Origin of the sequence: Pseudoalteromonas tunicata (assembly GCF_002310815.1) — a bacterium.
In the GTDB taxonomy this organism is placed as follows: Bacteria; Pseudomonadota; Gammaproteobacteria; order Enterobacterales; family Alteromonadaceae; genus Pseudoalteromonas; species Pseudoalteromonas tunicata.
Genome location: NZ_CP011032.1, coordinates 2,484,947 through 2,502,951, shown reverse-complemented (window position 1 = coordinate 2,502,951; position 18,005 = coordinate 2,484,947). Strand labels below are relative to the sequence as shown.

The window sequence follows — 18,005 nt, the reverse complement described above, 5'->3', positions numbered from 1 at the left end:
AATGATGTTAGATGTAAGTTGCCAAGCCTAAACTCACTGCGAGCTTAGGCTTTTTTGCTATGCGCTTTTTTAAAGCTAGATTAGCTCACTGAGCATTTAAATTGAGTGTTTTGCTGTTTTATCGAGCAATTGAACTGGTGTTGAGCGATTTTTTGTTTATAAGTCGTTAAATAATGATAAAAGAGAGAATTGGAATTAACACTTTGAACTGTTAGCAACGAGATAATGTAATGAACTTAATTTTAAAATTAATACTGGGTATTATTGGTGGCTTTTTAATTGGACTCTATGCGCCCACTTTAATTGTCGAACTTATTTATACTGCCAAAGTGGTCATTGGCGAGCTGATTGGTTTTACCATTCCCCTCATCATTGTTTTTTTTATTACGTCAGGGATTGCCAGTTTACCGCAAAATTCAGGCTCATTATTAGGTAAAACGGTTGGTTTTGCCTATGGCTCAACCATTATTGCAGGTACGCTTGCGTATTTGGTGGCAAGCTTAGTGATCCCGCAACTAGGCGGCGAAATAAACCTTGCAAGCAGCGATGCAGTTGAAATTCAATCCTTCATTAATTTAGAAATCCCACCTTTATTTGGTGTAATGACAGCACTTGTGACAGCCTTTATTTTTGGTATTGCGATTAGCAATATGAATTTAACCCACTTAAAACAAGTGTCTGACCAAGGTCGCGATGTGATTGATGGTTTATTAGCTAAAGTTATTATTCCGGCATTACCCTTTTACATTGCAGGTGTATTTGCCGAAATGACGGTGGCAGGCACGGTTTTTGATACGTTAAAAACCTTTGCACTGGTTCTTGCAATGGCGTTAGTGATGCATTGGCTTTGGTTAACTGTACTGTATGTGGCAACAGGGATCGCGTTAAAACGTAGCCCACTTGAGTTACTTAAAAACATGTTACCAGCCTATTTTACAGCATTAGGAACGATGTCGAGTGCTGCTACTATACCGGTTTCGCTCCAGTCGACAAAAAATAATCAAGTTAAAGACGCCATTGCTAACTTTTGTGTGCCTTTATGTGCCACAATCCATTTATCAGGTTCAACCATCACTATTGTTACGTGTGCAACAGCTGTAATGTTTTTATCGCCAGACTTGGCGCTACCAAGCCTAACAAGCATGTTGCCATTTATTTTTATGCTTGGCGTTGTAATGATTGCTGCTCCTGGTGCCCCAGGTGGTGCGGTGATGTCGGCACTTGGTTTACTTACTTCTATGCTTGGCTTTAATGAAGCCGCTGTTGCTTTAATGATTGCACTTTATTTAGCACAAGATAGCTTTGGCACAGCTTGTAATGTAACCGGTGATGGTGTAATTGCATTGTGGGTTGACAAATTTTCACAAACAAAAGAATAAGTTGTTATAAAAACGGCTAGATTAAGCCTTTTTTATTAATAGCGTTTAAAACGAAATATGGTAAATTGGTCATTGCGTTGTAATGCCCATTTTTGACGATAGATGTATATGAGGAACCTGCTTTGATTAACGTACTTTTAGTTGATGACCATGAGCTGGTAAGAACCGGAATAAAACGTATATTAGATGATATACGTGGCTTTAAAGTGATTGGCGAAGCAAAAACCGGTGAAGAAGCGGTGACTTTTTGTCGTCAAAACCATCCAGATATTGTGCTGATGGATATGAATATGCCCGGCATAGGCGGATTAGAAGCAACAAAGAAAATTTGTCGTTACTGCCCAGATGTAAAAGTGATTGTATTAACCGTGCATTGCGAAGACCCATTTCCAAGTAAAGTGATGCAAATTGGTGCGCACGGTTATTTAACCAAAAGCGCAGGCCCTGATGAAATGGTCAATGCAATTCGTGCGGTTAATTCTGGTCAGCGTTATATTGCTCCTGAAATTGCTCAGCAAATAGCATTAGCACAATTTAGTGGCCGCAGTGATGAAAATCCTTTTAAAAGTTTATCTGATCGCGAATTACAAATTATGTTGATGATCACCCGAGGTGAAAAAGTACAAAATATTGCCGATCAACTCAATTTAAGTTCTAAAACCGTCAACAGCTACCGTTACCGTATGTTTGAAAAGTTAGGTATTGGTGGAGATGTTGAGCTGACTCACCTTGCTATCCGCCATAAAATGATTGAAATTGACACCGATAGTTTTTCGTAAGTAATAGTTTGTGTTTGATGCAATTGAATTCTTAAAAACTTTATCGAGTGAGCCGGGCGTTTACCGGATGCTCGATAAAGACGACCATGTTATCTACGTTGGTAAAGCAAAAAATCTTAAAAAGCGTGTGAGTAGCTATTTTCGAGCCAATATTCCTGAAAGTAAAACTCGAGCATTAGTTAAGAATATTCACCAAATTGAAGTGACCCTCACAAATACTGAAACCGAAGCCTTATTGCTTGAGAACAATCTCATTAAGCAATATATGCCACGTTATAATATCTTGCTGCGAGATGATAAATCCTACCCTTATATTTTAGTGACAGAACACCGTCATCCAAGAATTGCATTTCATCGAGGTAGTCGTAAACAAAAGGGCGATTATTTTGGTCCATTTCCAAGTTCAGGCGCGGTTTCAGAAAGCTTACGCTTAATGCAAAAAATCTTTCCGGTGCGTCAATGTGAAGATGCGTATTATCGAGCGCGAAGCCGACCTTGTTTACAGTACCAACTAAAACGTTGCTCTGCACCGTGTGTTGATAAAGTATCTGACGAGGAATACCAACAAGAAGTACAGTTTGTGAAACTGTTTTTAAGTGGTAAATCGTCTCAGGTCATTGCTGCATTGGTAGATAAAATGGAAAAGGCCAGTCTGGCACTTAATTTTGAGCTAGCAGCAAAAATCCGCGACCAAATTTTGTTACTGCGTAAGATGCAAGAACAGCAATCGGTCAGTGGTAATTTTGCAGAAATGGATGTGATTGGCTACCAAACTAAAAATGGATTAACCGCGGTGCATTTATTAATGATCCGCGATCATAAGATTTTAGGCAGCAATACCTTTTTTCCTAAAATTCCAAAAGATTCGATTGATGATGAGATTTTATCGTCGTTTATTGCCCAGTATTATTTATCGGTAGGTCGCTCAAGTCGGATTGCAAAAGAAATTATTTTACCTTTTGCTATAGCTGATACCGAAGTGCTTAATGCGGCAATTTCTCAAGTTGCAGATAAAAAAGTGCATTTAAAAGCTGTGCAGCGAGGAGAACGCGCTGAGTATTTAGAGTTGGCTAATAAAAATGCCCTTAATAGCATTTTAACCAAACAAAGTGCGCAAGACTCAATTAATAAGCGTTATGCAGCTTTAAAGTCAGCTTTGGCACTTGATGAAATTAATCGTATGGAGTGTTTTGATATCAGCCATACCATGGGAGAGAATACCGTCGCTTCTTGTGTGGTGTTTGATGGCCAAGGACCAAATAAAAAAGAATACCGCCGCTATAACGTTAAAGGGATCACTGGCGGCGATGATTATGCCGCCATGGCTTTTGCACTTAAAAAACGTTACGGCAAAATGACCGATGTGACTAAAGTCCCCGATGTCGTTTTTATCGATGGTGGAAAAGGGCAGTTATCGCAAGCTGAGCACTTTTTCTCTACGTGGACGCTTGAAAAACAACCGCTATTAGTTGGGGTTGCCAAAGGTGTTAGCCGAAAAGCGGGTTTAGAAACATTATTGATTGACGCAGGGCGAAAAACCATTAACCTCAGTGCCGATTCAATTGCATTACATTTAATTCAACATATTCGGGACGAATCGCATCGTTTTGCGATTGCTGGCCACAGAAATAAACGTCAAAAACAACGTAATCAATCTGTGTTAGAAGAAATACCTAATGTTGGACAAAAAAGGCGCCAAGCCATATTGAAGTTTTTAGGTGGTATGCAGGGTGTTTTAGGTGCCAGTATTAGCCAGTTAGAAAAAGTACCCGGGATCAGTCAAGAGTTGGCTGAAAAGATATTTAATCATTTGCATGACAAAAGCTAAGGCTTCATGCGAATATAACCAAAAAGAAACCTCCTAGTCGTTATGTGGAATATTCCTAATACCCTTACAGCTTTTAGACTTGTTTTAATTCCCATTTTTATGGTGATTTTCTATATCCCAGGTGAATGGGCTTATTTTGGCGCAGCGTTTGTTTTCTGGCTTGCATCAATTACAGATATCCTCGATGGCTACTTAGCCCGTAAACTTCAACAATCAACCCCTTTTGGAGCCTTTTTAGATCCAGTCGCAGATAAGGTGATGGTATGTGTCGCTTTGGTGATTTTAGTTGAGCATTATCAAAGCCTTTATGTCACCGTCCCTGCAATGATTATCATTAGTCGGGAAATTGTGATTTCTGCTTTACGTGAATGGATGGCAGAGCAAGGTAAGCGTGGCAATGTCGCTGTATCACAATTAGGGAAAATTAAAACTGCTGCGCAAATGTTGGCGATCATTGGCTTAATTTGGCAATTTGAACCATGGATGACACAGTTAAGTTTCGGCTTATTCTATATCGCAACCTTCTTAACCTTCTGGTCAATGGTGCAATATTTAACAGCAGCCTGGTCTGAATTGCAGAAAAGTTCATCATAAACGTTCAATTAAACAGCGCTTTAGATAAAAAATAAGCAAACAGTTCAAAAGTGACATTTTTTGTATTGACGATAAAGATAATCTCTGTAGAATTCGTCCTCGTTGAAAGGCACTAGCCATTCAGTAAACGGTAAGTCACGTTACCGAGTGAAAACTAAATTACTTGACAATGAAGCGGTACTAGCTCAGTTGGTAGAGCGCAACCTTGCCAAGGTTGAGGTCATGAGTTCGAGCCTCATGTACCGCTCCAAATTTTAGTAAGTAAATGGCGGAATGGCAGAGTGGCCATGCACCGGATTGCAAATCCGTTTACCCCGGTTCGACTCCGGGTTCCGCCTCCACTTATTAGATTTCACATCGCGAAAGCGGCCCGATGCCCGGGTGGTGAAATCGGTAGACACAAGGGATTTAAAATCCCTCGACTAACAAGTCGTGCCGGTTCAAGTCCGGCCCCGGGCACCATATGTGAAATACAATTTGATAGTAAAACCGAAAGAATTAATATGATGCGGTACTAGCTCAGTTGGTAGAGCGCAACCTTGCCAAGGTTGAGGTCATGAGTTCGAGCCTCATGTACCGCTCCATATTAGTTTTTAGCTTCACACTGCGAAAGCAACCCGATGCCCGGGTGGTGAAATCGGTAGACACAAGGGATTTAAAATCCCTCGACTAACAAGTCGTGCCGGTTCAAGTCCGGCCCCGGGCACCATCTATGAAGCTATAAAGTAATAGAGAATAAAGTAAAGAATATACCGAAAGAATTAATATGATGCGGTACTAGCTCAGTTGGTAGAGCGCAACCTTGCCAAGGTTGAGGTCATGAGTTCGAGCCTCATGTACCGCTCCATATTAGTTTTTAGCTTCACACTGCGAAAGCAACCCGATGCCCGGGTGGTGAAATCGGTAGACACAAGGGATTTAAAATCCCTCGACTAACAAGTCGTGCCGGTTCAAGTCCGGCCCCGGGCACCATATACGAAGTTGTAAAATAATAACTATACCGAAATTTAAGCGGCACTAGCTCAGTTGGTAGAGCGCAACCTTGCCAAGGTTGAGGTCATGAGTTCGAGCCTCATGTGCCGCTCCAAATTTAGATGTTGGCGGAATGGCAGAGTGGCCATGCACCGGATTGCAAATCCGTTTACCCCGGTTCGACTCCGGGTTCCGCCTCCAATCACTTCACACTGCGAAAGCAACCCGATGCCCGGGTGGTGAAATCGGTAGACACAAGGGATTTAAAATCCCTCGACTAACAAGTCGTGCCGGTTCAAGTCCGGCCCCGGGCACCATACTTACCTTCCTTCTGTAAAAAACAAAATACTCTACATCACTTTTAAAAAATATTTTTTCATTATCCCTTTAATTTTATCTTTTTAATTTATCGCTTGTGTTCAGATCAATTTTAACGATCGTTTTACTGGTAGTGCCTGGAGTAAGGTTATACTTGCACCGACATTAGGTGATTACGGTCTTACACTTGAGAAAGTATTAGAACATGAGCTTGCTACCTCAAATAAAATCGAAGTAATAACACCTATCATGCTGCCATTTTTATTGGCAGAGAATAATTTATTAGAAGCTTATAAAGTAGATCAGACAAACGCTATTTTTGAATTAGCAAAAAAAATAGGTGCTGAAGGGGTTATTATAAGTACGGCAGAAGGAAGTGAAGCATCAAGGTCGGTTGTTTATGCTAAAGCAGAGCTTTCAGCTCAATTGGTAGCTGTAGATTCGAAGGCCATAGTCACTAGTTCAATACATGATGAAAGGTCGATGTTTGTGAATGTGAACGAACTAGTCCAAATTAGCTCAGATAAAATAATCGCAGATTTGAATGAAGCTATTATAAGAATAAAGACTATTCAGTAAAAACTTGTGTGTCATGTTTGCGTTTTGCTTCATGGCACATACAGTATATACGTTTGGTTATTATCTCTCGCTATTGTTGATTTTAAAAAAATTGGTGTGTTGAAATTTCGCTCTTGCACAACTCTCAATCAGAAAACGCGATTTCAACCAATCACTATAAAATCCCACCAGAAAGCCGCTACATTATTCTCACTAGCAAATCTGTCATTGGAAACAGTAAGCTGCAAAAACTAAAAGATAAACTAAAATTTGGCCCCAAAGTAAATCACTGAAGCTATTTATGAGTTCAATCATAAAAAAGATACCTTATATAAAGAGTAAGTAGCGCTTAAAAACGGTGGGCTAATCTATCACAATAAATACATCAGTGCGAAAAGCTAACGGTCTGACCATTTTAAATGGGTTATTTCATTTAGTTATCCACAGGTTTTTGTGAATAAGGTGAGGGTAAGGTGGTGTTAAGTCTGTATGACTAACTAAGTGAAATAAATCGTAAATTTATGCAAAATAACGCTTGCCAAAAAAGTTCGCCGCCCTATAATGCGACCCCACTGACACGGCAGCACACCACGCTTAGCGGGGTATGAAGGTTGAGTCAGAGAGTTAAGTAAAACTTAGTTTGCTTCGAAAGAATTTAAAATTAAGTGTTGACTTGAAAAGTGAAACGTTTATTATAGCGCTCCACTTCGCAGCAAGCTCTTAGGGTTGGCGCTGCAACGTTCTTTAACAATTTAAGCAATCATCTGTGTGGGCACTCGTACAGATTGAGTTCTAACAGCTTAGTTCGAAACTTCGGTTTTGAATGAAGCAAAAAATTTAGAGTCTCAATTTAGTAAAGTGAGTGGCTACACAGTCATAAACAGAATTCATTGAGCAGTCGAAAGACTAAAAACTTTTAATTGAAGAGTTTGATCATGGCTCAGATTGAACGCTGGCGGCAGGCCTAACACATGCAAGTCGAGCGGTAGCACAGAGAAACTTGTTTCTTGGGTGACGAGCGGCGGACGGGTGAGTAATGCTTGGGAACATGCCTTTAGGTGGGGGACAACAGTTGGAAACGACTGCTAATACCGCATGATGTCTACGGACCAAAGTGGGGGACCTTCGGGCCTCACGCCTAAAGATTGGCCCAAGTGGGATTAGCTAGTTGGTGAGGTAATGGCTCACCAAGGCAACGATCTCTAGCTGGTTTGAGAGGATGATCAGCCACACTGGAACTGAGACACGGTCCAGACTCCTACGGGAGGCAGCAGTGGGGAATATTGCACAATGGGCGAAAGCCTGATGCAGCCATGCCGCGTGTGTGAAGAAGGCCTTCGGGTTGTAAAGCACTTTCAGTCAGGAGGAAAGGTTACGTTTTAATAGAACGTAGCTGTGACGTTACTGACAGAAGAAGCACCGGCTAACTCCGTGCCAGCAGCCGCGGTAATACGGAGGGTGCGAGCGTTAATCGGAATTACTGGGCGTAAAGCGTACGCAGGCGGTTGATTAAGCGAGATGTGAAAGCCCCGGGCTCAACCTGGGAACTGCATTTCGAACTGGTCAACTAGAGTGTGATAGAGGGTGGTAGAATTTCAGGTGTAGCGGTGAAATGCGTAGAGATCTGAAGGAATACCGATGGCGAAGGCAGCCACCTGGGTCAACACTGACGCTCATGTACGAAAGCGTGGGGAGCAAACAGGATTAGATACCCTGGTAGTCCACGCCGTAAACGATGTCTACTAGAAGCTGGGGTCCTCGGACAACTTTTTCAAAGCTAACGCATTAAGTAGACCGCCTGGGGAGTACGGCCGCAAGGTTAAAACTCAAATGAATTGACGGGGGCCCGCACAAGCGGTGGAGCATGTGGTTTAATTCGATGCAACGCGAAGAACCTTACCTACACTTGACATCCAGAGAAATCGCTAGAGATAGCTTTGTGCCTTCGGGAACTCTGAGACAGGTGCTGCATGGCTGTCGTCAGCTCGTGTTGTGAGATGTTGGGTTAAGTCCCGCAACGAGCGCAACCCCTATCCTTAGTTGCCAGCGAGTAATGTCGGGAACTCTAAGGAGACTGCCGGTGATAAACCGGAGGAAGGTGGGGACGACGTCAAGTCATCATGGCCCTTACGTGTAGGGCTACACACGTGCTACAATGGCGAGTACAGAGGGCAGCAAGCTAGCGATAGTGAGCGAATCCCTTAAAGCTCGTCGTAGTCCGGATTGGAGTCTGCAACTCGACTCCATGAAGTCGGAATCGCTAGTAATCGCAAATCAGAATGTTGCGGTGAATACGTTCCCGGGCCTTGTACACACCGCCCGTCACACCATGGGAGTGGGTTGCACCAGAAGTAGCTAGCTTAACCTTCGGGAGGGCGGTTACCACGGTGTGATTCATGACTGGGGTGAAGTCGTAACAAGGTAGCCCTAGGGGAACCTGGGGCTGGATCACCTCCTTATCACGATTTAGAACTGATTTGTTCGCAGTGTCCACACAGATGATTGTTAGTTAAACGGCTTAGGCTGTTTAATTAATATTGCTCTTTAAAAATTTGGAAAGCTGATAGAAAAAATTCTTTGAATCGAAAGATTTGAAAGAGTTTTCAAAAGTAAAATTATGCCATTTGCATCGAAAGATGTGATTGGTGTCTACTTTAGTATTCAATATTTAACTTCTGGCGAAGTTTAAATCAGTCCTTTATGTATAACTCAAACTATTTTGGGTTGTATGGTTAAGTGACTAAGCGTACACGGTGGATGCCTTGGCAGTTGGAGGCGATGAAGGACGTATTAACTTGCGATAAGCCTAGTCAAGCTAGTAAAAGGCGCTTGAGACTAGGATTTCCGAATGGGGAAACCCAGTGAGTTTACTCACTATCATATAGTGAATACATAGCTATATGAGGCGAACGCGGAGAACTGAAACATCTAAGTACCCGTAGGAAAAGAAATCAACCGAGATTCCGGAAGTAGCGGCGAGCGAAACCGGAGCAGCCCTTAAGTTTATTTGTGATTAGTGGAATGTTCTGGAAAGGACAGCGGCACAGGGTGATAGCCCCGTACACGAAAATCTATAGTAAGTGAAATCGAGTAGGTCGGGACACGTGTTATCTTGACTGAATATGGGGGGACCATCCTCCAAGGCTAAATACTCCCAACTGACCGATAGTGAACCAGTACCGTGAGGGAAAGGCGAAAAGAACCCCTGTGAGGGGAGTGAAATAGAACCTGAAACCGTGTACGTACAAGCAGTAGGAGCACCTTCGTGGTGTGACTGCGTACCTTTTGTATAATGGGTCAGCGACTTATATTTTGTAGCGAGGTTAACCAATTAGGGGAGCCGTAGGGAAACCGAGTCTTAACTGGGCGTATAGTTGCAAGGTATAGACCCGAAACCCGGTGATCTAGCCATGGGCAGGTTGAAGGTTGAGTAACATCAACTGGAGGACCGAACCCACTAACGTTGAAAAGTTAGGGGATGACTTGTGGCTAGGAGTGAAAGGCTAATCAAACCGGGAGATAGCTGGTTCTCCCCGAAATCTATTTAGGTAGAGCCTCGGACGAATACTTACGGGGGTAGAGCACTGTTAAGGCTAGGGGGTCATCCCGACTTACCAACCCTTTGCAAACTCCGAATACCGTAAAGTACTATCCGGGAGACACACGGCGGGTGCTAACGTCCGTCGTGAAGAGGGAAACAACCCAGAGCGCCATCTAAGGTCCCAAAGTGTATGTTAAGTGGGAAACGATGTGGAAAGGCCCAGACAGCCAGGAGGTTGGCTTAGAAGCAGCCATCCTTTAAAGAAAGCGTAATAGCTCACTGGTCGAGTCGGTCTGCGCGGAAGATGTAACGGGGCTAAACATACCACCGAAGATGCGCCTGCGTACTTTGTATGCGGGGTAGGGGAGCGTTCTGTAAGCCGTTGAAGGTGATTCGAGAGGGTTGCTGGAGGTATCAGAAGTGCGAATGCTGACATAAGTAACGATAATGGGAGTGAAAAACTCCCACGCCGGAAGACCAAGGGTTCCTATCCCATGTTAATCAGGGTAGGGTGAGTCGACCCCTAAGGCGAGGCGGAAACGCGTAGTCGATGGGAAACGGGTTAATATTCCCGTACTCGGCATGAATGCGATGGGGAGACGGAGCAGGCTAGGCAGGCATGGCGTTGGTTGTCCATGTGAAAGTAAGTAGGTTGGAGACTTAGGTAAATCCGGGTTTCCTTAAGACTGAGATACGAGACGAGCTACTACGGTAGTGAAGTTGTTGATGCCATACTTCCAGGAAAATCCTCTAAGCTTCAGTTCATGAAGAATCGTACCCCAAACCGACACAGGTGGTCAGGTAGAGAATACTAAGGCGCTTGAGAGAACTCGGGTGAAGGAACTAGGCAAAATAGTACCGTAACTTCGGGAGAAGGTACGCTGCTGATGGTGAAGGGACTTGCTCCCGGAGCTATTGGCAGTCACAGTAACCAGGTGGCTGGAACTGTTTATTAAAAACACAGCACTGTGCAAAATCGCAAGATGACGTATACGGTGTGACGCCTGCCCGGTGCCGGAAGGTTAATTGATGGGGTTAGCGGCAACGCGAAGCTCTTGATCGAAGCCCCGGTAAACGGCGGCCGTAACTATAACGGTCCTAAGGTAGCGAAATTCCTTGTCGGGTAAGTTCCGACCTGCACGAATGGCGTAATCATGGCCACGCTGTCTCCACCCGAGACTCAGTGAAATTGAAATCGCAGTGAAGATGCTGTGTACCCGCGGCTAGACGGAAAGACCCCGTGAACCTTTACTATAGCTTGGCACTGAACATTGAACCTACATGTGTAGGATAGGTGGGAGACTTTGAAGCAGGAACGCTAGTTCTTGTGGAGTCGTCCTTGAAATACCACCCTTGTAGTTTTGATGTTCTAACGTAGGTCCCTAATCGGGATTGCGGACAGTGCCTGGTGGGTAGTTTGACTGGGGCGGTCTCCTCCTAAAGAGTAACGGAGGAGCACGAAGGTTTGCTAAGTACGGTCGGACATCGTACGGTTAGTGTAATGGTAGAAGCAAGCTTAACTGCGAGACGGACAAGTCGAGCAGGTACGAAAGTAGGTCATAGTGATCCGGTGGTTCTGAATGGAAGGGCCATCGCTCAACGGATAAAAGGTACTCCGGGGATAACAGGCTGATACCGCCCAAGAGTTCATATCGACGGCGGTGTTTGGCACCTCGATGTCGGCTCATCACATCCTGGGGCTGAAGTCGGTCCCAAGGGTATGGCTGTTCGCCATTTAAAGTGGTACGCGAGCTGGGTTTAGAACGTCGTGAGACAGTTCGGTCCCTATCTGCCGTGGGCGTTTGAGAATTGAGAGGGGTTGCTCCTAGTACGAGAGGACCGGAGTGAACGAACCGCTGGTGTTCGGGTTGTCATGCCAATGGCACTGCCCGGTAGCTACGTTCGGAATCGATAAGCGCTGAAAGCATCTAAGCGCGAAGCGAGCCTCGAGATGAGTTCTCACTAGAGCTATAAGCTCTCTGAAGGGCCGTTGGAGACTACAACGTTGATAGGTTGGGTGTGGAAGCGCTGTGAGGCGTTAAGCTAACCAATACTAATTACCCGTGAGGCTTAACCATACAACGCCAAAGTGGTTTGTATGAAGCACTGAAGAACAAGCAAGAAGTTAAATAGCACTGAAGTAGACGAATTTGAAATCAGCCTTCCGAATTTTAGTTAATTGCCAAGGCGATTAACGAACCAGATTTGCTTGGTGACAATAGCGTTTTGGACCCACCTGATCCCATTCCGAACTCAGTAGTGAAACGAAACAGCGCCGATGGTAGTGTGGGGTTACCCATGTGAGAGTAGGACATCGCCAGGCTCCTAATTTAAAGAAAGCCTCTGAGAAATCAGAGGCTTTTTTGCATTTGGAACAATGAAAACAACGTCTTTTATATTAAAAATATCATTTTATCCTTTTGATTTGTGCAAGCGTTTGCTTTAGGATCGTTTTAAATGAATTTTTGAAATGACATGCCTGTGTTAAGACATTTTGTAGCGTTACTCATCACTACTTTCTCATTTTTTTGTTCTGCTGTAGAAGTACCAGATTTATATCAATTTAAAGTACTCGTTTCTGATAAGTCTAATAACGCTCGCGCTGCTGCTAGTAAACAAGCGTTGTTAGGTGTATTAAGTAAGGTGAGTGGCCAAGCCATTGAACAAACAAATCCTGAGATCCGTTTAGCGCTTCAGGACATTTCACAATTTATGCTTAAATTTGAATATCAAGATGCAGAGTATGGATCACAGCTTTTAGTGGTGAAATTTGATCCAACCAAAATTAATACGTTACTCAATGAATTACGTGCTCCTATTTGGGGGAACCGCCGTCCACTAGTGCTGATTTGGCTTGCCGTTGAAGATGCGCGTCAGCGAGAATTATTAACGCGCGAAAGCTTTCCTCAACTTGAAGAAGTATTGTCGGATAAAGCCAATCAACGTGCAGTACCGATAGTGCTACCTTTATTAGATTTAGAAGACAGGTTTAACATTACTGTCAGTGATGTGTGGGCTAATTTTTCTGAGCCAGTTGATTTGGCCTCTGTTAGGTATAATCCCGAACGTATTGTCACCGCTCGTATTTATAAGTTACCTAACCAATCAGTTTGGCAACTTGACTGGCGTTTTACGGTTAACTCAGAATTTCAAAACAATGTATTGGTAGGTGAGCAGCAGCAAATTATAGCGCAGATGATTGATGAAATAGCGCTGTCGTTATCGAGCCAATATGCAGTATTACGTAATGATTCTGCAGAGCAAGAAGGTGAATTTTTTATTGTTAATGGCATCAATGATTTTGTGCAAATTGAACAAGCGAAACGTCGGCTATTGAGTTTATCAGTAGTGCGAGAAGTCAATATTGTCTCAATGAAACAAGGTGAATTAGTATTTTCGTTACTGCTAAACGGTACTAAAACAGATCTAATCAATACCTTAAGTTTAGATAAAGGTTTTAAACGTTTATTTGATCCACTTGCTTCAATTGAAGCGCAAAGTATTAATCGTTATCAATGGATAGGCGAGTAATACATGTTGTCACATGAACCAATGCAAATGGCACTTGCTGTAACCTTACCTGATGATGAAACCTTTACTAGTTATTTTGGTGGTGAAAATTCGTTAGTAGTGAGTCATTTAAAAAATAGTTTTGAACAAATGAAAACAGATTTTCAGTTCACCTATTTATGTGGCTTAGCTGATTCGGGTAAATCACATTTACTATATGCGACTTGTGTGTATGCTCAAGAAAGGGGCCTTTCTACTATTTTATTGAGTATGAAAGAAATTATCGGCTTAGAACCGAGTATGCTTGATGGCCTTGAGTCTTTAAGTGTGGTGTGTATTGATGATTTACACCTGATTGCGGGGCATCCTAATTGGGAAAGAGCGATGTTTAACTTTTATAATCGCTTTAACGAACCTGATAAATTATTGCTTGTTGCATCTGACTTATTACCAGATATGATCACCATTCAGCTGCCGGATTTAGAGTCGCGTTTGAAATGGGGCACAACCTTCCAAATACGCTCAATGAGTGATGATGATAAAGCCGAGGCCTTAGTTAAACGCGCGAAAATGCGTGGGTTAGAGCTTTCAATTGAGTGTGCACGCTTTTTATTAACAAGGTTAAGTCGCGACATGCGAGCCTTACTCGATGTGCTTGATAAGCTTGATCATGCTTCAATGGTACAACAACGCAAGCTGACCATTCCTTTTATTAAAGTTACTTTAAACTTATAGTGTTAGCGACTAGCATCTAGTCGTTAATTTCAGTTATCATTAAGGATTGTAATAATCCTTGAAATCGGCAAATCTACCTCAGTAGAGGGATCAGAAATCTAATGAACTTAGAAACTATTGTATCGCAAGCACTTGCTGCGGTTGAAAACGCAAGTGAGATCGCACAACTAGAAGATGTGCGTGTAAATTATTTAGGTAAAAAAGGCCAAATTACGGATTTACTTAAAACCTTAGGTAAGATGGATCCGCAAGAGCGTAAAACTGCCGGTCAAGTTATTAACCAAGCGAAAGAAACGGTACAAGACCAAATTAACGCAAAGCGTGAATTACTTGTATCAGCTGCGCTTGCTAAAAAATTAGCGCAAGAAACCATTGATGTAACTTTACCAGGGCGTGTAATGCCTTCAGGTGGTTTACACCCAGTTACGCGTACGATTGAGCGTATTGAAAGCTTTTTTGGTGAGCTTGGTTTTGAAGTCAAAGCAGGCCCTGAAGTTGAAGATGATTTTCATAACTTTGATGCCTTGAACATTCCAGAGCACCATCCTGCACGTGCTGATCACGATACCTTTTATTTCAATCCGAAACTTGTATTGCGTACTCAAACGAGTGGTGTACAAATTCGTACGATGGAAACAGAGCAACCGCCACTGCGAATTATTTCTCCAGGTCGTGTTTATCGTAATGACTATGATCAAACACATACGCCAATGTTCCATCAAGTTGAAGGCTTAATGGTTGATAAAGATGTTAGCTTTACTGAACTAAAAGGTATTTTGCACGACTTCTTACGTAACTTTTTCGAAGAAGACATGGAAATTCGTTTCCGCCCTTCTTATTTTCCATTTACTGAGCCTTCGGCTGAAGTAGATGTAAAAGGTAAAAATGGTAAATGGCTTGAAGTGCTAGGGTGTGGCATGGTTCATCCAAATGTACTTAAGTCTGTAGGCATTGATCCTGAGCATTACACAGGTTTTGCTTTTGGTATGGGTGTTGAGCGTCTAACTATGTTGCGTTATGGCGTTAACGATTTACGTGCCTTTTTTGAGAATGATTTAAAATTCCTAAACCAGTTCCGTTAAGAGTGAAGATTTAAATGAAATTTAGTGAAAAGTGGTTAAGAGAGTGGGTTAACCCAGCAATTGAAACTGAGGCTCTTTCGGAACAGCTGTCGATGGCCGGTTTGGAAGTGGATGGCTTAGATCCAGTAGCGGGTGCATTTAGCGGTGTTGTTGTTGGTGAAGTAGTTGAATGTGGCCAACATCCTGATGCAGACAAATTACGTGTTACCAAAGTAAATATTGGTCAAGAAGAGTTACTTGATATTGTTTGTGGTGCCGCTAACTGTCGTCAAGGGTTAAAAGTAGCTGTTGCAACAGTAGGTGCTGTTTTACCCGGTGATTTTGTCATTAAAAAAGCAAAACTACGTGGTCAACCATCTCATGGTATGCTCTGTGCTTTTTCTGAGTTAGGTATTACGGATAACTCAGATGGTATTTTAGAATTACCTGCTGATGCACCAATAGGCCAAGATATTCGTCAGTATCTTGGTTTAGATGATTTTATTGTTGATGTTGATTTAACCGCTAACCGTAGCGATTGTTTAGGTATCAAAGGACTAGCTCGCGAAGTTGGAGTACTTAACTCACTTGATGTAACACCTATTACGATTACACCTGTTGCAGCAACAATTGACGACACCCTGAATATTGAGCTTGTTGCACCGGCTTCATGTCCTCGTTATTTAGGCCGTGTTATTAAAGGGATTAACTTAGCAGCGACAACTCCACTGTGGATGGTTGAACGTTTACGCCGTAGTGGCGTGCGTGCTATCGATCCCGTTGTTGATGTTACAAACTACGTATTACTTGAATTGGGTCATCCAATGCATGCGTTTGATTTAGCTAAAATCGAAGGCGGTATCAAAGTACGTAATGCATCACAAGACGAAGAATTAGTATTGCTTGATGGGAATACCGTTAAGTTACATGCAGATACTTTAGTGATAGCCGATCATCAAAAACCGCTGGCAATGGCAGGTATTTTTGGTGGTCTAGATTCAGGTGTCACTGAAACAACTCAAGATATTTTATTAGAAAGTGCATTTTTTAGTCCGCTTGCAATTGCAGGCCAAGCGCGTCGTTATGGCTTACACACTGATGCGTCACATCGCTATGAGCGTGGGGTTGATTACCAATTACAACACGATGCAATGGCACGTGCAACTGAGTTGTTACTTGAAATTGTGGGTGGTCAAGCAGGTCCAGTGGTTGAAGCGTTAAGCCAATCTCACTTGCCAGCAGAAAAATCAGTTGTACTGCGCCAAAGTCGATTAGATAAAGTCATTGGCTATGCAATTGCGCCTGAAACAGTTACGGATATTTTAACTCGTTTAGGATTAACCGTTGTTCATACCGATGGTCAATGGACAGCAGTTGTACCAAGTTTTAGATTCGATATTAGTATCGAAGAAGATTTAATTGAAGAAGTTGCTCGTGTTTTTGGTTATAACAACATTCCAAATGTTGCGCCAAAAGCGAGTCTTAAGATGACTACTCATAATGAGGCGACGTTATCGGTTAAGACTATTCGAAATACCTTAGTAACTCGTGGTTACCAAGAAGCGATTACCTACAGCTTTGTTGATCCAAAAGTCCAAAATTTAATTCATCCTCAAGCAGATGCATTAGTATTACCTCATCCAATTTCGATTGAGATGTCTGCAATGCGTGTGAGTTTATTACCAGGGTTACTGTCATCACTGATGTACAACCAAAATAGACAGCAAAGCCGTATTCGTTTGTTTGAACATGGTCTTAAATTTATTAAAGATGAACAGGCTGAAAATGGTGTTGCTCAACAAGCCGTTATTGGTGGTGTGATCACTGGTTCTGTTATGGGTGATCATTGGGCTGTGCCAAGTCGCCATGTCGATTTTTACGATCTTAAAGGTGACGTTGAAGCATTATTTGCATTAACAGCTGATAAAGCATCATTTGAGCTTAAAAATGAGGCGATTGAAGGCTTACATCCAGGTCAATCGGCTGCAATTTACCGCGATGGTAAAAAAATTGGCTTTTTAGGTACTTTACATCCTGAAATACAAGCTAAACTATCGATTAATAGTCAGACTTTTGTCTTTGAAATCGAAATGTTAGGGTTAGAAAAACGTCAATTACCACAAGCAAAAGAGATCTCTAAGTTCCCTGCAAACCGCAGAGACATTGCGATCGTTGTAAAGGATGAAGTTAAATTAGCTGATATTCTTGCTGTGATAGAAAAAGTTGGCGCAAATCAATTGGTTGACCTAAACTTGTTTGATGTGTATAAGGGCAAAGGTATTGAGTCAGATCATAAAAGTCTGGCTATTGCTCTAACACTGCAAAATGGTGATCGTACGCTCGAAGAGCAAGACATCAAATTAGTAGTAGATCAAGTAGTGGCCGTTTTGGCTGAAGAGTTTAATGCATCGTTGAGGGACTAGATATGGCGCTTACTAAAGCCGACATAGCTGAACACCTATTTGTTAAATTGGGTATTAATAAAAAAGATGCCAAAGAACTAGTTGAAAGTTTTTTTGAAAATATTCGTGCAGCTCTTGAAAGCGGCGAACAAATCAAACTTTCAGGCTTTGGTAACTTTGATTTACGTGACAAAAACCAGAGACCAGGTCGAAATCCTAAAACGGGTGAAGACATTCCAATCTCTGCACGTCGCGTGGTGACTTTTCGGCCAGGCCAAAAGCTCAAAACCCGAGTTGAAGTAGGTACAACTAAGTCAAATTAAAAATA

The 18,005-nt window shown here is 42.5% G+C and carries 10 protein-coding genes, 10 tRNA genes and 3 rRNA genes; all 23 read left to right on the top strand.

What is annotated here, in order from left to right; all coding sequences use genetic code 11:
* Positions 1–230 precede the first annotated feature (230 nt).
* The 23 genes from PTUN_RS11415 (at position 231) to ihfA (ending at position 18,000) form a co-directional block, all read left to right on the top strand.
* On the top strand, positions 231–1,379 hold the full coding sequence (locus tag PTUN_RS11415) for a dicarboxylate/amino acid:cation symporter (RefSeq protein WP_009840452.1): 1,149 nt from the start codon (positions 231–233) through the stop codon (positions 1,377–1,379).
* Between the two features lie 122 nt (positions 1,380–1,501).
* Positions 1,502–2,158 carry a UvrY/SirA/GacA family response regulator transcription factor gene (uvrY, locus tag PTUN_RS11410; protein WP_009840451.1) on the top strand — a complete coding sequence of 219 codons (657 nt, stop codon included), beginning with the start codon at positions 1,502–1,504 and terminating at the stop codon, positions 2,156–2,158.
* A gap of 67 nt (positions 2,159–2,225) precedes the next feature.
* Complete coding sequence (uvrC, locus tag PTUN_RS11405; protein WP_232521791.1) at positions 2,226–3,986, top strand: excinuclease ABC subunit UvrC; 1,761 nt, start codon at positions 2,226–2,228, stop codon at positions 3,984–3,986.
* Between the two features lie 42 nt (positions 3,987–4,028).
* On the top strand, positions 4,029–4,580 hold the full coding sequence (gene pgsA / locus PTUN_RS11400) for a CDP-diacylglycerol--glycerol-3-phosphate 3-phosphatidyltransferase (protein ID WP_040644186.1): 552 nt from the start codon (positions 4,029–4,031) through the stop codon (positions 4,578–4,580).
* Between the two features lie 174 nt (positions 4,581–4,754).
* Positions 4,755–4,830 (top strand) — tRNA-Gly (locus tag PTUN_RS11395).
* Positions 4,831–4,847: 17 nt separating this feature from the next.
* Positions 4,848–4,921, top strand: a tRNA-Cys gene (locus tag PTUN_RS11390).
* 34 nt (positions 4,922–4,955) lie between these two features.
* Positions 4,956–5,042 (top strand) — tRNA-Leu (locus PTUN_RS11385).
* Positions 5,043–5,088: 46 nt separating this feature from the next.
* Positions 5,089–5,164: transfer RNA gene (locus PTUN_RS11380), tRNA-Gly, on the top strand.
* A 38-nt stretch (positions 5,165–5,202) separates the two neighbouring features.
* Positions 5,203–5,289 (top strand) — tRNA-Leu (locus tag PTUN_RS11375).
* A gap of 62 nt (positions 5,290–5,351) precedes the next feature.
* Positions 5,352–5,427, top strand: a tRNA-Gly gene (locus tag PTUN_RS11370).
* 38 nt (positions 5,428–5,465) lie between these two features.
* A tRNA-Leu gene (locus PTUN_RS11365) sits at positions 5,466–5,552 on the top strand.
* A 39-nt stretch (positions 5,553–5,591) separates the two neighbouring features.
* Positions 5,592–5,667 (top strand) — tRNA-Gly (locus PTUN_RS11360).
* A 12-nt stretch (positions 5,668–5,679) separates the two neighbouring features.
* A tRNA-Cys gene (locus PTUN_RS11355) sits at positions 5,680–5,753 on the top strand.
* Positions 5,754–5,782: 29 nt separating this feature from the next.
* Positions 5,783–5,869: transfer RNA gene (locus PTUN_RS11350), tRNA-Leu, on the top strand.
* 250 nt (positions 5,870–6,119) lie between these two features.
* Positions 6,120–6,449 (top strand): hypothetical protein, encoded by a 330-nt coding sequence (locus tag PTUN_RS11345; RefSeq protein WP_009840447.1) that lies wholly within the window; start codon positions 6,120–6,122, stop codon positions 6,447–6,449.
* Positions 6,450–7,345: 896 nt separating this feature from the next.
* Positions 7,346–8,887, top strand: a 16S ribosomal RNA gene (locus PTUN_RS11340).
* A gap of 271 nt (positions 8,888–9,158) precedes the next feature.
* Positions 9,159–12,047, top strand: a 23S ribosomal RNA gene (locus PTUN_RS11335).
* Between the two features lie 130 nt (positions 12,048–12,177).
* Positions 12,178–12,292: ribosomal RNA gene (gene rrf, locus PTUN_RS11330) — 5S ribosomal RNA — on the top strand.
* The 16S, 23S and 5S rRNA genes sit together here, the layout of an rRNA operon.
* Before the next feature lie 158 nt (positions 12,293–12,450).
* The gene (locus tag PTUN_RS21980) at positions 12,451–13,500 is read left to right on the top strand and encodes a DUF2066 domain-containing protein (protein WP_232285036.1); all 1,050 of its coding nucleotides are present in this window, start codon (positions 12,451–12,453) and stop codon (positions 13,498–13,500) included.
* Positions 13,501–13,503: 3 nt separating this feature from the next.
* The gene (hda, locus tag PTUN_RS21975; RefSeq protein WP_009840445.1) at positions 13,504–14,214 is read left to right on the top strand and encodes a DnaA regulatory inactivator Hda; all 711 of its coding nucleotides are present in this window, start codon (positions 13,504–13,506) and stop codon (positions 14,212–14,214) included.
* Positions 14,215–14,315: 101 nt separating this feature from the next.
* Entirely contained in the window at positions 14,316–15,296 is a 981-nt protein-coding gene (gene pheS / locus PTUN_RS11320; RefSeq protein WP_009840444.1) for a phenylalanine--tRNA ligase subunit alpha, read from the top strand.
* Between the two features lie 14 nt (positions 15,297–15,310).
* Positions 15,311–17,698: a phenylalanine--tRNA ligase subunit beta gene (gene pheT / locus PTUN_RS11315; protein WP_009840443.1), complete on the top strand. Its 2,388-nt coding sequence runs from the start codon at positions 15,311–15,313 to the stop codon at positions 17,696–17,698.
* 2 nt (positions 17,699–17,700) lie between these two features.
* On the top strand, positions 17,701–18,000 hold the full coding sequence (gene ihfA, locus PTUN_RS11310; protein WP_009840442.1) for an integration host factor subunit alpha: 300 nt from the start codon (positions 17,701–17,703) through the stop codon (positions 17,998–18,000).
* Positions 18,001–18,005: the final 5 nt, after the last annotated feature.